The sequence below is a fragment of the Chroogloeocystis siderophila 5.2 s.c.1 genome, from assembly GCF_001904655.1.
Lineage (GTDB): Bacteria > Cyanobacteriota > Cyanobacteriia > Cyanobacteriales > Chroococcidiopsidaceae > Chroogloeocystis > Chroogloeocystis siderophila.
This window is the reverse complement of record NZ_MRCC01000008.1, coordinates 246352-261638: the sequence shown is the minus strand read 5'-3', so window position 1 is coordinate 261638 and position 15287 is coordinate 246352. Positions and strand designations below refer to the sequence as shown.

The 15287-nt window shown below is 42.5% G+C and carries 7 protein-coding genes and 2 pseudogenes; 7 read left to right on the top strand and 2 right to left on the bottom strand.

Annotated elements, in window-relative coordinates; all coding sequences use genetic code 11:
- Positions 1–235: 235 nt before the first annotated feature.
- Positions 236–1009 (top strand): annotated as a pseudogene (locus tag NIES1031_RS11980) (IS1 family transposase).
- Between the two features lie 118 nt (positions 1010–1127).
- A complete protein-coding gene (locus NIES1031_RS11975) occupies positions 1128–2126 on the top strand; it encodes a glycosyltransferase family 2 protein (protein ID WP_073549588.1) in 999 nt (332 codons plus the stop codon).
- Between the two features lie 515 nt (positions 2127–2641).
- Here NIES1031_RS11975 and NIES1031_RS24955 read toward each other — a convergent pair.
- On the bottom strand, positions 2642–2947 hold the full coding sequence (locus NIES1031_RS24955) for a COG3415 family protein (RefSeq protein ID WP_218596779.1): 306 nt from the start codon (positions 2945–2947) through the stop codon (positions 2642–2644).
- 797 nt (positions 2948–3744) lie between these two features.
- Here NIES1031_RS24955 and NIES1031_RS11965 point away from each other — a divergent pair.
- The 5 genes from NIES1031_RS11965 to NIES1031_RS11945 all read left to right on the top strand — a co-directional run bounded on the left by NIES1031_RS11965 (position 3745) and on the right by NIES1031_RS11945 (position 14886).
- Complete coding sequence (locus NIES1031_RS11965) at positions 3745–5586, top strand: fatty acyl-AMP ligase (RefSeq protein ID WP_073549587.1); 1842 nt, start codon at positions 3745–3747, stop codon at positions 5584–5586.
- Positions 5587–5819: 233 nt separating this feature from the next.
- Positions 5820–6155 carry an acyl carrier protein gene (locus NIES1031_RS11960; RefSeq protein WP_084544323.1) on the top strand — a complete coding sequence of 112 codons (336 nt, stop codon included), beginning with the start codon at positions 5820–5822 and terminating at the stop codon, positions 6153–6155.
- A gap of 49 nt (positions 6156–6204) precedes the next feature.
- The gene (locus NIES1031_RS11955) at positions 6205–7605 is read left to right on the top strand and encodes a hypothetical protein (RefSeq protein ID WP_073549586.1); all 1401 of its coding nucleotides are present in this window, start codon (positions 6205–6207) and stop codon (positions 7603–7605) included.
- 72 nt (positions 7606–7677) lie between these two features.
- Positions 7678–13581: a type I polyketide synthase gene (locus NIES1031_RS11950; RefSeq protein WP_073549585.1), complete on the top strand. Its 5904-nt coding sequence runs from the start codon at positions 7678–7680 to the stop codon at positions 13579–13581.
- Between the two features lie 63 nt (positions 13582–13644).
- Positions 13645–14886, top strand: a complete 1242-nt coding sequence (locus NIES1031_RS11945; protein WP_073549584.1) for a glycosyltransferase — start codon at positions 13645–13647, stop codon at positions 14884–14886.
- A 30-nt stretch (positions 14887–14916) separates the two neighbouring features.
- Here the strand turns inward: NIES1031_RS11945 and NIES1031_RS26370 are convergent.
- Positions 14917–15161: pseudogene (locus NIES1031_RS26370) on the bottom strand (hypothetical protein); the annotation flags it as partial.
- Between the last annotated feature and the right edge of the window lie 126 nt (positions 15162–15287).

Below are 15287 nucleotides of genomic sequence, written 5' to 3'. Positions count from 1 at the left end.
TTACAACGACTTGCTGAACAACTGAATCAACAGCAGGAAAACGTTTAACAATTTAGGTAGTCCTGAATAGGTAAGGATATAAGGGTGAATCAACAGCAGGAAAACGTTTAACAATTTAGGTAGTCCTGAATAGGTAAGGATATAAGGGTGAATCAACAGCAGGAAAACGTTTAACAATTTAGGTAGTCCTGAATAGGTAAGGATATAAGGGTAGGTAGCTCCAAGCAAAATCATCATGTCGAAAAGTATTATCTCCTGTCCACGCTGTAGCTCTACTCGTGTAGTCAAAAACGGGTTCATCCATAACGGTAACCAGAATTTCAAGTGCAAAAGCTGCTCTAGACAATTTGTTCTAAATCCGAAGAACAAGGTGATTGAACAGGAAACTAAAGAATTAATAGACAAACTATTATTAAAAAAAATCCCTTTAGCTGGCATTGCTAGAGTTACTGGAGTATCAGAACGATGGTGACAAACTTACGTCAATAACTTATATGAAGCAGTGCCAAAAGAAGTAGAGGTCTGGCCGAAAAAGCGGAAACTTGCGTGTGGGGGTTTCCCCCGTTGAGCAAAGTTTTCAAGAAAAAAGGGGCGACTAACCATCCAGTGTGATGAAATGTGGTCTTTTGTACTCCACAAGAAGAACAAGCAGTGGATCTGGTTAGCATTAGATACAACAACACAAGAAGTTGTTGGTGTTTATGTTGGTGTGCGTAGCCGGAAAGGAGCAGCAGGTTTATGGCAATCTTTACCCGCCCTTTACCGACAGTGTGCAGTATCTTACACCGATTTTTGGTCTGCCTATGAGGAAATTTTTCCCAAGTCTAGGCATAGAGTAGTTAGCAAGAAGAGCGGTAAAACTAACTTAGTTGAACGCTTTAATTGTACTTTACGCCAACGAGTATCACGTCTAGTTCGAGAAACCTTATCTTTCTCTAAAAAGCTCGAAAACCATATTGGAGCCGTCTGGTATTTCATCCATCATTACAACGAACTCTTGCGTATTTAGAACTGCCATTTACACCTTTATCCTTACTTGTTCAGGACTACCACAATTTATTTGGAAATGCACTCTTACCCTTTATTTTATCCTACTTTTGTAGTATAACCTTTTGAAGCAAGTAGTAATGATAATAGCAGATTTTTCTCAAGACTCCATAGGATCAGATCCTGACGTATCAGTGATCATTCCCACCTATAATCGGATGGCGATGTTGGAAGAAGCATTAGCAAGTGTGCTTTCTCAACAATTTGATGGCATTATTGAAGTCATTGTCATCGATGATAATTCTCGTGATAGAACTTCAGAAATCATTCGCCAGAAGTATTCCTTTGTCCATCTAATTAGCCTCAAGCAAAATGTAGGAGCAGGCGCTGCGCGGAACCAAGCTTTATTAAAAGCTAGAGGCAAATACATTGCTTTTCTCGATTCTGACGATCTTTGGCAACCGAATCACTTAAAAAGTCAGATTACCGCTATAGAAGCCAATAGTAGATGTTTCGGCATCAGCGATCTGGTGATTTGGGACCTAGAACGAGATTGCAAACACCTTAAGCTGCAGCAACCTGATTTAAAGAAGTATAATTCTCCTATTCATCATTTGTTTGTCTCAACTTTTATTTATACTCTTTCTTCCGTTGTCATACCGCGACAAGCTTTAAATGAAGTAGGCTTGTTCGACGAAACTTTTAAACTAGGAAGTGAAGATTGTGACTTGTATATACGCTGCCTACTTTGTGGTTATAGTCCAGTTTATACAAAACTGATAACTGTAACTAAACGAAAGCATACCCAAGGTCAGATAACTGATACCAAGAATTTTAAACTTAAGAAAAAATATCGGTTCATACGCATTAGTAAGAATTATGCTCTAGCAAAAGAACGCTTTGAGATAGCCCCTATTCGGCAAATTTACGCAGAAGTTCATGCAGTTCTTGCTAGTCAGTACTTCGAAAATAATGATTTTTTTCATTGGTTTATTTCATTCATGGCTACAGTACACTACTCTTCTCTTAAATATGCTCTGCTTAGTACGGTAAGCAACATCAAGCATCGTAAGTATTGCCAGATAGCCACTAACCTAGTTAAGTTACCTAAAAAAAATAACTATAGCAATCCTAAATGATTTCTGAGAAAACACTATAGTGATGGAGTTTAGAAAAGCCAAACTTGTGACAATTGACTGATAACTCAAATAAAGCCTTAACGAACAAAAAAGAATGGCAGAAGAAATAAAATTCTCTAATCAGTCTTTTGGCTTGTAACCAAATATCCTCGACTGGTTTTTGCTGTGGAGCATTTGGGGCAAACTGTTCACAAGTTACTAACCATTTTTCCTGTTCAAGTTCCGCATTTAAAGAGTCTAAATAGTCTTTAATTTGCTGTGACCTGTGGTAACTTATGCCATCCCAAATAATTAAAGTTTTGCTTTTGGACGCTGCAAACGCAGATATTCTAAGAAATTCATTGTGTTTTCAGAATCACCTTTTGTAGCCCTAAAAGTTAGAAATTCCTTAGTTCTGTAGTCAATCCACTGAAGTATGTTTGCTTAAAACGGGTATTTTCAACTGGAATTGTGACTCGCTCACTGGTTTTACCCCACACATATCTACATATATCGCCCAGAGGAGATGACATTCGTCAACCATGAATACGACTAGTTCCCCCAATTCTATCTCGGCTCGTCGCGCTTCCAGCAATAAACAAATTATAGTAGCTTTGTTTGGACTCAAATGTAACCCCACACTTAGATGCAATGTGGTACTCTAGCTCATTAAAAGTCCATTTAGCTTTGGTTTGTAACCATTCAATCAACGACCGATGTTCTGGAACATCTAAAAACCCTCTGCTTCCTTTATGCGCTAACTTTAACCCCTCAACTCCATTTTGAAAGAGTGCTTTTTTCCATGTACTTATAAAGCCTGATAAAACATCCAATATTGGCATTATCTCTTTATGTTTGTATCCACATACCAGCATTTTGACTGCGAGCGCTCACATGATTTCACGTTTATCGTGGCTATTTTTGATAAAATCTTCTAATGATTGAATCCACATCTTTGCACCCTGCACATCTGTATTAAAAAATACTCTACCCTCTTTCAGTATTTTTTCACAAATGATTCCAGATTGCTATAGTTCATAATTAGCAATCTATAAAGTATGATTAATAGTATAGTTAGTAACCTCTATATCTTTAAAAAATAATTTTATTTACTGAACTGGAGTGAATAAAATTTTGAGAAAGAAAATAAGGCAAACTTTTAAGAAGATAATTTAAAAAACTTATCTTATGAGTGAATTTTCATTTTTCCAAAATACAGGGAATGAGATGACGGAAATGCAAAAGTACAAGTTCTATGTATAGGAAGTCACTTTTTTTCAGATTCTGGAACTATGTTCAGAAAAATACTGATTCAAGGGATAGTTGTAGTACTTTTTTGTATCATTTTTTACCAAAATAAAAAAATAAATTGTTGCAATTTTTAGGAAGATGTGAGAAATTGGACTCAACTAAAAAAAGCTGGTTTAAACTGCAAGCTAAATATATGAAAAGATACAAAAGACTATTTCTTGTTTAAAAAAATGTTTTGTCCGTTCGTGGAAATTGACTCAGTATTGGACTGAGAACTTGAAGCAGTTTTTACTTCTACAAAGTAAGTGACAAGGAACAGGTTAATAGGCTGTAATCTTTAAAGTTAAAAATTTTTAGTTTTATTTTTTAGTTGAAGGGTGTTGATAATATGACCGCTGATCACGATTATTCAAGCGAAATTAAAGATAAATTTTTATCCTTAGTGGATCTACTAGAGTATAGGGCGCGAAAGCATCCTGAGCGAAAAGCCTGTACCTTTTTGCAGGATGGGGAAATAGAAGTAGGTAGCCTAACTTACAAAGATTTAGATCAACAAGCACGGGTGATCGCAGCTAAGCTTCAGAATCTGGATACCATAGGCTCCCGTGCCTTGCTTCTCTACCCACCAGGATTGGAGTTCATTACTGCCTTCTTGGGGTGTTTATATGCTGGAATTGTGGCTGTTCCTGCTTATCCACCTCGGCGCAATCAAACTTTATCTAGGTTGCAGGCGATTGTGATGGATGCTCAGGCAACGTTAGCACTTACCAAGACTTCCTTAATCAGCAATATAGAGAGTTCCTTTGTCAAGGAACTGGAATTAACCAAATTGTGCTGGCTAGCCACAGATAGTATTGCTACTTATAACTTAGGCGGGGCGTGGCAGAAGCCGCAACTGACCAACAACACCTTAGCTTTTTTGCAGTACACATCTGGCTCTACGGGTACACCGAAAGGCGTTATGGTGAGCCATGGCAACCTTTTGCACAATTCAGCTCTAATCCATAAATGTTTTGCTCATACGCCCAATAGCAAAGGTGTAATCTGGTTGCCACCCTATCATGACATGGGGTTGATTGGCGGAGTGCTGCAGGCTCTTTTCGGCGGTTGCTCAGTTACACTAATGTCACCCGTAGACTTTCTTCAAAGACCCTATCGTTGGCTACGGGCAATTTCTCGTTACCAAGCTACTACCAGTGGTGGACCTAATTTTGCCTATGATCTGTGTGTGCGCAAGATTAAGCCAGAACAGATGGCTGATCTTGACCTAAGCAGCTGGGACGTAGCTTTCACAGGAGCCGAACCCGTACGTGCAGAAACACTAGAGCAGTTTGCAGCTAAGTTTGCAGCCTGTGGCTTCCGGAGGGAGGCTTTTCTGCCTTGCTACGGGTTAGCTGAAGCGACCTTGATTGTTTCCGGGACTCAGAAAACAGCTTTGCCGATTATCCATCGTGTTAGCGGGACAGAACTTGAGCAAAACCGAGTAGTAGCCTCTGCGGGGAAAGAAGGTACTCGAGCAATTGTCAGCTGTGGTCAGAGTTGGCTAAACCAGGAAATTGCGATCATTGACCCTGATTCATTAACTTTATGTCCTGCTAATACAGTGGGAGAAGTTTGGGTGTCAAGTCCGAGCATAGCTCAAGGCTATTGGAATCGACCGGAAGAAACAAAGCAAACTTTTCATGCATACCTAGCAGATAGATCTGCAGGGCCGTTTCTACGTACCGGAGACTTGGGATTTTTGCACAATGACGAATTATTCATTACTGGACGTATTAAAGACCTAATCATTATTCGGGGGCAAAACCATTATCCTCAAGACATTGAACTGACAGTAGACAAGAGCCATCCGGCTTTACAACCTTGTTGTGGGGCTGCATTCGCAGTGGAAGTAAAGGGTTCGGAGCGCTTAGTTATTGTTCAGGAGGTGAAGCGGAGTTACTTGCGTAAGTTAAATATGAACGAAATTATAGAGAATATCCGTCAAGCCGTAGCGGAGCAACACGGTATCCAGGTTTACGCAGCAGTACTTGTTAAAACTGGGAGCATTCCCAAGACTTCGAGTGGTAAGATTCAGCGCTATGCTTGTCGTTCTAAGTTTCTGACTGGAAATTTGGACGTCGTGGAAGATTGGAGTGAGAATCCTCAAAGCAAAGCAAAGTTTCTGCATCTACACACGGAGGTTGAATCAGTGTTACAGAAAGTACTAACTAGTAAACTGCAAAAGTAGCGGATTAGACTACTACCACTGCAAAATTAGCTTCAGTCATCATTTCCAAGTTTTGGTAGTCGTCAAAGTTTGTGTGACAGATTACCTAATACTTTTCGCCTACAAGAAATCGGCATGGTTAAAGGACGACAAAATTCTGTTACACCATCACTGTAGCCATTTCTCAGTCAGTAAGGACACTTACGTAACTGGGAGCCAAAGAGTATTAATTTAAGCTTTAAAGGATTTAAGCAATGGAAATTCAGAATCTGCAAGCAACAAAAACGCTTACAGTTTCAGACAGTATTCATACTACCAAAGAGAACGTACGTAAAATAGCGCCGACTGCGGCAGAAATTCAAGCATGGATAGTCTCATATCTAGCTGACCTACTTGAAATCAATCCTGATGAGATTGATACCACAATTCCTTTTGATCGTTATGGTTTGGATTCGGCTGTAGTAGTTGGTTTAACTGGCGATCTAGAGGCTTGGCTAGATAGTAAGGTTGATCCCACTCTGATATACGACTATCCTACTATTGAGGATTTGACTCGACATTTAGCTGAAGAGTTGGGCGCCAAAATGTAGGTACCGATGATAGAGCAACACTTGTACTCTTATCCTCCAACAGAAAGTTATGGTAGATACTACTAAACAATCGGCTGTAGCAGAGCAGGCAACTTCATCTGATATCAAGGTAAAGAAGCATATTAAACTGACAGAAATTACCTATCGGCGTAACTGTGATTCGGACTACACTGAGAAAATTGAGGCACTAGACAAGCAGTTTAACTACAGTAATGATAGTGACTATTATTGGAGTGAACCAGAGCTTTCACTCTTTTACGGTACTCCGCTTTACGAAGAAGCCTCCCTCTCGCAGAAGCTGGCTCTCAACCACCTCTATTGGGCAACACAATATAATCAGACTGCTGCTACTGAAGCTAATGCAGTACTTTACAATCAGGTGACAGCTGGCGTTTTTGGCAATATTGGTGGATACGAGACACTTTGCCAAGAGCTAGCTCTGGAAACAGAGCAGGAGCGACACCACATTCATGCGTTCCACATGATTGGTTACAAAACGAAAAGAGCTTTGTTAAGTCAATCCGCATTTAATGCTTCTGCCCAAGGTAAGTCATCTAAAAAAAATGATTTAGCAAGAGGATTGACATCTAAACGGTGCTCTCAAATTTTCACCTTTGACTGGCAAAGTTCTCCATTATCAATGGTTCAGGAGTATATCTTTCGCTTCGCTACTAATCAGGTATTACTAAAAAAACAGGCACACTGCTATTCCCAGTATCTGAAAGAATTGGAAGAGAAAGGTGAATCAATCCCTGCTCAAACAACCGGTTTGTTAGGGCAACTAGCACCTCGACCTTTGCTGCAGTTTTTTACTTTGAACTGTGGAAGTTCGCCTTTTTTAGCTTGCGTGTTCTACACCACCCGCTACATGGCGAATATGCTGATTAAGAACTACGAATACCGCTATTCTCACTACTACAGAGAATTAGAAAAGCAAGGTGAGTTTATTCCAGTTCCAGTAGCTGTCTCCCACTACCACCTCTTGGATGAATCTTTCCACACCACGACTTCCCAGTTAATTGCTCAAGATCTGTATAAAGACTTCCCAAAACCCACAGCCTATGAGCAGTTCCTAGCTAATTTGACAATCTATAGGGCACAAAGTGTAGTTCTGAAGGGTCTTTCTGGTGGGCTACCTGCCATATTCCGAAGTGATGCCTCGTTTATGCTCTCGTTTTACAAGTTGCTACAGTCTCCTGTATTTGATATGTCTGCCGAAGAAGCACTACAGTGGCTGAAACGGTGCTTGTGTCAGGAGCAAGAGGGTTTTCATGTGACTCTGAAGTATCACCATCGTCTCTTGACAGAACTCCGTCGGATGTTTGACCCTATCGATTACCTGTGGCCTGTCAATCGTGAACTGCGCCTAATGGCTGCAGGTGGTTCGATTCATCAGGCTATTCAACAAAATATCAAGGCGTTTGAGCAGTTCTCTAGGTCTGTTGCCTGAAGTTGGTTCTGATTATCACCAAGGTGAGTATCTGGCACCTTAGTAGAAACATCTGTAGTTAGAGGCTTTGAAGTGGAACCTATAGCAATTATCGGCATTGGCTGTCGTCTTCCTGGTGCTAAAAATCCTGAATCCTTCTGGCATCTCTTGCGTTACGGTGTGGATGCTATTACTGAGGTACCAAAGGAGCGGTGGGATGTTGATAAATTCTACAACCCACAACCAGCTACACCAGGAAAAATGAACACCCGCTGGGGTGGTTTTTTGGAGCAGGTGGATCGATTTGATCCAAGCTTTTTCGGGATCTCTCCCCGCGAAGCAGAGCGAATGGATCCTCAGCAAAGGTTGGTCTTAGAAGTAGGCTGGGAAGCTCTAGAAAATGCCGGAATAGCACCGGACAAGCTGAGTGGCAGCCAAACAGGGGTTTTTATAGGTGTTGGCAACTACGACTATGGTCGATTATTAGCTAAGGATTTAGCCCGTGTGAACGCCTATGATGGCAGTGGCAACACCCTTGGTATTATCGCCAATCGTCTCTCTTATATATTGAACCTGCGCGGACCAAGTGTAGCAATCGAAACTGCCTGCTCTTCGTCGTTGGTAGCGTTACATTTTGCCTGTCGGAGTTTACAAAGTACAGAGTCTAACCTGTGCCTGGTGGGTGGGGTCAGCTTGATGTTGTCTCCGGAGCCGACCATCACTTACTCCCACGCTCGAATGATGGCAGCTGATGGTCGCTGTAAGACCTTCGACGCTAGTGCAGATGGTTATGTTCGAGGAGAAGGATGCGGTATAGTCGTGCTCAAGCGTCTCTCGGATGCCCTGAGGGATGGAGACAACACTTTGGCGATTATCAGGGGTACGGCTGTTAACCAAGATGGGCTTAGCAATGGACTCACAGCCCCTAACGGACCTTCCCAACAGGCAGTTATCTACCAAGCTTTGAAAAATGCTGGAGTCTCACCAGCACAGGTTAGCTATGTTGAAGCTCATGGCACTGGCACGTCTTTAGGAGATCCCATCGAAGTTAAGTCTCTAAAAGCTGTGCTGATGCAGAATCGTAAACCAGACCAGCCCTGCTGGATTGCTTCAGTCAAGACTAATATTGGACATCTGGAAGCTGCTTCTGGAATAGCTGGTGTCATTAAGCTGGTGCTTTCGCTGCAACATCAGGAAATCCCACCGCACCTGCATCTAAAACAGCTGAATCCATATATCTCTTTGGCAGGGACAACTTTTTCTATTCCTACTGAGTGTCAACCTTGGTCAGCTGATACAGAGCGGCGCTTAGCTGGGGTAAGCGCATTTGGCTTTGGTGGTACGAATTGCCACGCGATCTTGGAAGAAGCACCTATTCCTTCTAAGGTAGATAATGAGATCGAACGCCCTGTTCACCTTCTTACTCTATCCGCAAAAGGTGAAAAGGCTTTGGGAGAACTAGCACAACGTTATGAAGATTTCTTAGCAACTAATCCTGAGGTGTCTTTAGCAGATCTTTGCTTTACTGCTAATACAGGGCGATCGCATTTTGACTATCGTCTTGCTATCGTAGCTAAATCTACTGTACAGTTGCGCGAGCAATTGGTTGCTTTTAGTTCTGCCCGTCCAACTACCAGACTGATGAGTGGCAAGATAAGTACCAAAAAACGCCCGAAGATAGCATTTTTATTTACGGGTCAAGGTTCTCAGTATGTAGGTATGGGACGTCAACTCTACGAAACTCAACCAAGCTTTCGCCAAACTCTCGACGATTGCGATCAAATTCTGCAGCCCTATTTGGGACAATCCCTACTGTCAGTTCTGTATCCCGCACCAGGGCTAAGCTCTCCCCTAAATGAAACAGTTTATACTCAACCAGCCTTATTTGTGCTGGAATATGCGCTGTTTCAATTATGGCAAGCTTGGGGCATACAACCCAAAGTTGTCATGGGTCATAGTGTGGGGGAGTACGTTGCTGCTTGTGCAGCAGGGGTATTTAGTCTCAAGGATGGTCTGAAATTGATTGCCGAACGCGCGCGTTTAATGCAGGCTCTGCCTCAAGATGGTGAAATGGTAGCTGTGTTTGCCAGCGAGGCACAAGTAGCCGCAGCCATTCAACCCTACGCCCAAGCTGTCGCGATTGCTGCCATTAATGGTCCACAGAGTATTGTTATTTCCGGACAGTGTCAGGCAGTTCAGGCAGTAGTAGCTAGCTTACAAGCTGCAGGCGTCAAGACGAAAAAGTTGCAAGTTTCTCATGCTTTTCATTCCCCCTTAATGGAGCCAATGTTGGCAGCTTTTGAGCGGGTTGCCGCAGATGTAACATACTCATCGCCAAACATAGAATTAATTTCTAACGTTACTGGGAAAATTGCGACAGAGGAACTCGCGACTCCAGAGTATTGGTGTCGTCATGTGCGGCAGCCAGTCAGATTTGCGGCAAGCATAGAGACTTTGTATCAGCAAGGATATAAAGTGTTTGTGGAAGTCGGACCAAAGCCGACCTTATTAGGGATGGCTCAATATTGTCTACCAGAAGAATTAGGGGATTGGCTTCCTAGCCTGTATCCAGGGCGAGAGGATTGGCAACAGATCCTCCAGGGTTTGGGGACACTACATGTACGTGGTGTGCCAGTAGACTGGGCTGGCTTTGACCAAGATTATTCCCGCCACCGTCTCCAACTACCAACGTATCCATTTCAACGACAGCGTTATTGGGCAGAAATTGCTGAAAATGAATACCCGAAAGGAGACATAGCCCAAGAACAAATCCAGAACTCGATTGTTAGCCTTCTAAACCAGGGGAATACTCAGCAGCTAATCGAACATTTAGAAACATCTGAAAAACTCTCAGAAGATGAGTTACAATTACTGCCCAAGCTGCTAGATGTATTAGGCAAGTATCACCAACAACAGCTAACACCAGCATCAATCAAGGATTGGATTTATGAGGTAGAATGGCAGGCTCAGCCAAGGCGATTGACGACAAGCCAAGAGAACGAGTTGCAAAAACCTGGTAGTTGGATAATCTTGGCTGATATGGGGGGTGTAGGACAAACCCTAGCCGAACTCTTGCATACACGTGGCTACAGATGTATTCTGGTTTATCCAGGAAGTGGATATCAGATTAAAGAAACCGGAACATGGATGATCAACCCTTCCAACCCAGCAGATTTTACACGCCTGTACCAAGAGGCTTCATCTACTCTTGACTTACCTTTACAGGGAGTTGTTCACCTGTGGAGTTTAGAAGCGGGAGTAACAGACGGATTGACCATTCCTGCTCTAGAACAAGCTCAGGCTTTAGGTGTTGGCAGCATCCTGTATTTACTGCAAGTTCTCGTCAAGCAAAATCAGTTAGTCTCGCCTCGCTTTTGGTTGGTGACTCGAGGTGCAGTGCCAGTTCAACCCTTGCCGCCCGCCGTAGCACAAGCTCCTTTGTGGGGATTGGGTAAAGTGATGGCGCTAGAACACCCAGAATATTTTGGCGGTCTACTCGATTTAGCACCGTTTGGAGAAATGCATGGTTTAGTCCCCGACTCGATTACGGCGGAATCAACAAAGCTACTAGCAGAAATTGAAGATTCACAAGGGGAAGATCATTTAGCCTTTCGAGATGAACAGCGTTATGTTGCTCGCCTGGTGCGGAAGCAATTACCATCTCAAAAAGTTTCGCTGCAGTCGAACAGCACCTACTTAATTACTGGCGGTCTGGGAGCCTTGGGGCTGAAAGTTGCTCAGTGGATGGTAGAACGGGGAGTTCGACAATTAGTACTAGCTGGGCGTAGTGAGGTTTCAAGTCGGGTCAAGGGAACTTTAGCTCAACTGGAACGGGCAGGAGCCAAGATTTTAGTTGTTCAAGCAGATGTCTCTGATGAGAAAGATGTCGCCAGAATGCTTGAAGTAATTCAAGCATCAATGCCACCTCTACAAGGCGTTGTTCACGCTGCTGGTGTTCTTGACGATGGAGTTCTGATCAAACAAGACTGGGAGCGCTTCACGCGAGTGATGAACCCAAAAGTTAAAGGGGCTTGGAATCTACATATATTGACTCAGAAGTTGCCGCTAGATTTCTTTGTTTTATTTTCCTCAGCCTCCTCGTTGCTAGGCTCACCTGGTCAAGGGAATTATGCAGCAGCCAATGCTTTTATGGATGTCCTAGCTCATTATCGCCTTTCACTAGGACTACCAGGATTAAGCATCAACTGGGGACCTTGGAACAGTACCGGAATGGCGGCTGGTCTGAGTAGCAGCCTGCTGGCTCGCTTGGCTAGCCAGGGAATAAGTACTCTTGCTCCAGAGCAAGGATTGCAGGTGCTAGAGCAAGTACTAGGACAGAACTTAGTGCAAATTGGTGTCTTGCCCTTCAAATGGTCGGTGTTTGCGCAGCAGTTAAGTTCAGGTAAACAACAGCCATTGCTCTCGGAATTAGTTGGCAAAACAGAGCCACAGGAAGTAGCCGAACGAGTGCCGGCACAACACGAGCTTTTACAAAGATTGCACGACGCCCCTGCAAGTAATTGCCAAGAGCTTGTGATTGCTTACCTTCAAAGTAAAGTTGTTCAGGTGCTAGGGCTTCCTATCTCTCAGCTAGATATACAGCAGTCTCTCCATGACTTGGGACTCGACTCATTAATGACTGTTGAACTGATCGGCTTGATTCGGGCTGAACTACACGTAGATTTGCCAGTGAGAGCGTTGATAGAAGATAGTAGTATTGCCAACATCGCAGCCCAATTGATTAACCAACTAATTACAGGAAGTTCTCAGGTAGATGTTGCTGTGAATGCTGTGGATCTAGATGCTGAAGCTGTCCTAGACTCAGCGATCTACCCTAACACTACATGCAATGAGTTAGTTATCGAACCATCTGTTATTCTTTTGACTGGTGCAACTGGTTTTCTAGGAGCCTTTTTACTTCAAGAACTCCTTGAGCAGACTCAAGCTGAGATATATTGTTTGGTTCGCTCACCCGATATTCAGTCAGCAAAGATCAGGCTGCAACAGAACCTGGAATCATATGGTCTCTGGAACGAGCATTTCAGATCCAGAATTATTCCAATCTTAGGTGATTTGTCTCAACCCCAATTGGGTCTTACTAATGAACAGTTTCAAAAGATAGCCAGCGAAGTTGATACTATTTATCACAATGGAGCTTTGCTGAATTATGTTTATCCTTACTCCAAATTTAAGTCTATTAATGTTTTAGGAACTCAAGAAATCCTAAGATTAGCAACTTTAGTCAAAGTTAAGCCAGTCCATCATATATCTAGTGTTGCTGTTTTTGAATCATCTGCATATCACGGAAAACTACTAACAGAATCAGATCCGATTGATCAAAGTGAGGGAATCTATCTAGGCTACTCTCAGAGTAAATGGGTATCTGAGAGGTTAGTTCTAATTGCGCGCGACCGAGGGCTTCCGGTTTGTGTATATAGGCTACCGTTAGTGTCTGGTCATAGCCAAACTGGTGTTTGGAACACAAATGGTTTTCTCTGTCGAATGATTAAAGGCTGTATCCAGATGGGGAGTATTATGACAGATCTAGACCTTATGTTAGATCTCTCTACTGTTGACTACAATAGCCGAGCAATTGTCCACTTATCAAGGCAAAAAGAGTCGCTAGGAAAAGCTTTTCACCTCCAAAATCCCCATCCTTTGCATTGGAGCAAGCTCGTTGATATTATCTGCGCTTGGGGCTATCCAATTGACCCAATTTCTTATGAGGCTTGGCAAGTAAAGCTAAGTAATGATAGGAAAAATCCTCTTTACCCTCTCCTGCCGTTCTTTTGTCAAAAATGGTCAAAAGAGCAGCGAACTTACATCGAGTTGAATCAGCAAGATAGAAGACCCCGCATTAGCTGCCAAGAGACACTCTCTGCACTTACAGGTACTTCCATTGTTTGTCATCCTCTAGATTCTAAATTGCTGGATACTTATTTTTCGTACTTTATTCGTAGTGGTTTTCTGAATGTTCCGCAGTTAAAGACATGGTAACCTGTCTAATCGCCAACTCTTGTTTACCTTAATTACTTAACATATTTATCAAGGCTAAAATTAATGAGTTCTGATAAAATCCATACCCTCGCTTTTCTTGTTACAGCCTTTCCTCCAGAAATTAGTGGTACTTCTCACTCAAACTGGGAGCGTGTCCAATGGTTGGCAAAGCAAGGGATGTATCGTGTGATTGTATTTGCACCCGATTGGCAACATAAAGAACTAAATTCCTCACTGGCACTATCGGATTTAGATGAGAAATTGATTATTGAACGTTATCCCTCAAAGCCTTGGCCTCCTTATCACCTAACTCATGTACCCAGGTTTCCGGTTGCGCGTCAAATCAACGAAAAGCTTGCCTTTTATAAGCCTAACCTGATTACTATGACGGACGTAGAACGCTTTTTCTTGTTAAGCACTTGGCAACTACCTGGCAGGCACTACGCCAAACAGCATCAGATTCCTTACCTCGCCGAATACCATACGGATGTTTACAATTTTTCAGCTGCTTATCCTGGCTGGCAGTGGTTGCGAGGTTTTGTTCGTACTTCCAACTTAACAAAGCACTTGTATCGCCCCTTTGACACAACAATATGCTTTAGTCAAGCCGCTAGCAAAAGCTGTCAAGATATGGGAATTTCTAATGTCCATACAATGCCGTATGCTATTGATATTTCCGCCTATAGTCCCAATCGTCGCAACCGCCAATGGTTAACACCTTGGCTTAGCGAGCACGAACAGGATCACAAGGTTTTACTCTTCTTAGGGCGTCTTGGCTTTGAAAAACGTGTTGATTTGCTCATTGAAGCATTTGCTAAATTAAAGTCCCAGCAACCCAATTGTTCTTTGATCATTGCTGGAGATGGTCCACTCAATGTTGTTAACCAATTGCAACGTCTTGCTGCACCAGTTCCTGATATCCATTTCACTGGTTTTCTTCTAGGAAAAACCAAGGCTAATTTACTGGCTTCTTGTGATGTCTTTTGCAGCCCTTCTCCTTATGAAACTTTCGGGCGGACTATCGTAGAAGCTATGGCTTCTGGAATTCCAGTCGTTACTGTCAATAGCGGTGCTGTCTCTGAATACTTACTTGATGGGATCAATGGCTATCTTGTTCCACCTGATGATGTTGAAGGATTAGCCCATGGGATTTACCAAGCACTATCAACTAATAATCTAGAGATTATTCACCGTGCTTTGCAAGATGTCCAGCAGTTCTCATTTGAGCAAGCTTGTCAAAATCTTCATCATTACTATCAGCAACTATTAACTATAAACAATAATTTGGTGGTCATGAGCAAGTAAGGATAGAGTAACGAATGATAGCTTTAAATACGCGCATAGTTCATTGTAATGATGGATAAAATACCAGGTAGCGCCAATGTGGTTTTTTAACTTTTTAGAGAAAGACAGAGTTTTTCTAGCCAGGGGTGAAACTCTTTGACGTATAATGTAACTGAAACGTCGCGTCCTCTCCTGTTTTTAAAAAGCAGGAGATTGTCGGCTAGTTCAATTAAGTTAGTTTTAGCGATTTTTTTACCAACTGCTCTATGTCTTAAGTTGGGAAAAATCTCATCATAATTTTTCGGGTTTAGAACAAATCGTGAGACAGGATGAGCATATGGTCGGTACCCCTGAGAGAGAACACCTGAAGGTTATGTTCTAGACTTGTGGAGCAAGTTTAGATGTCTAAACCAAATTCATAG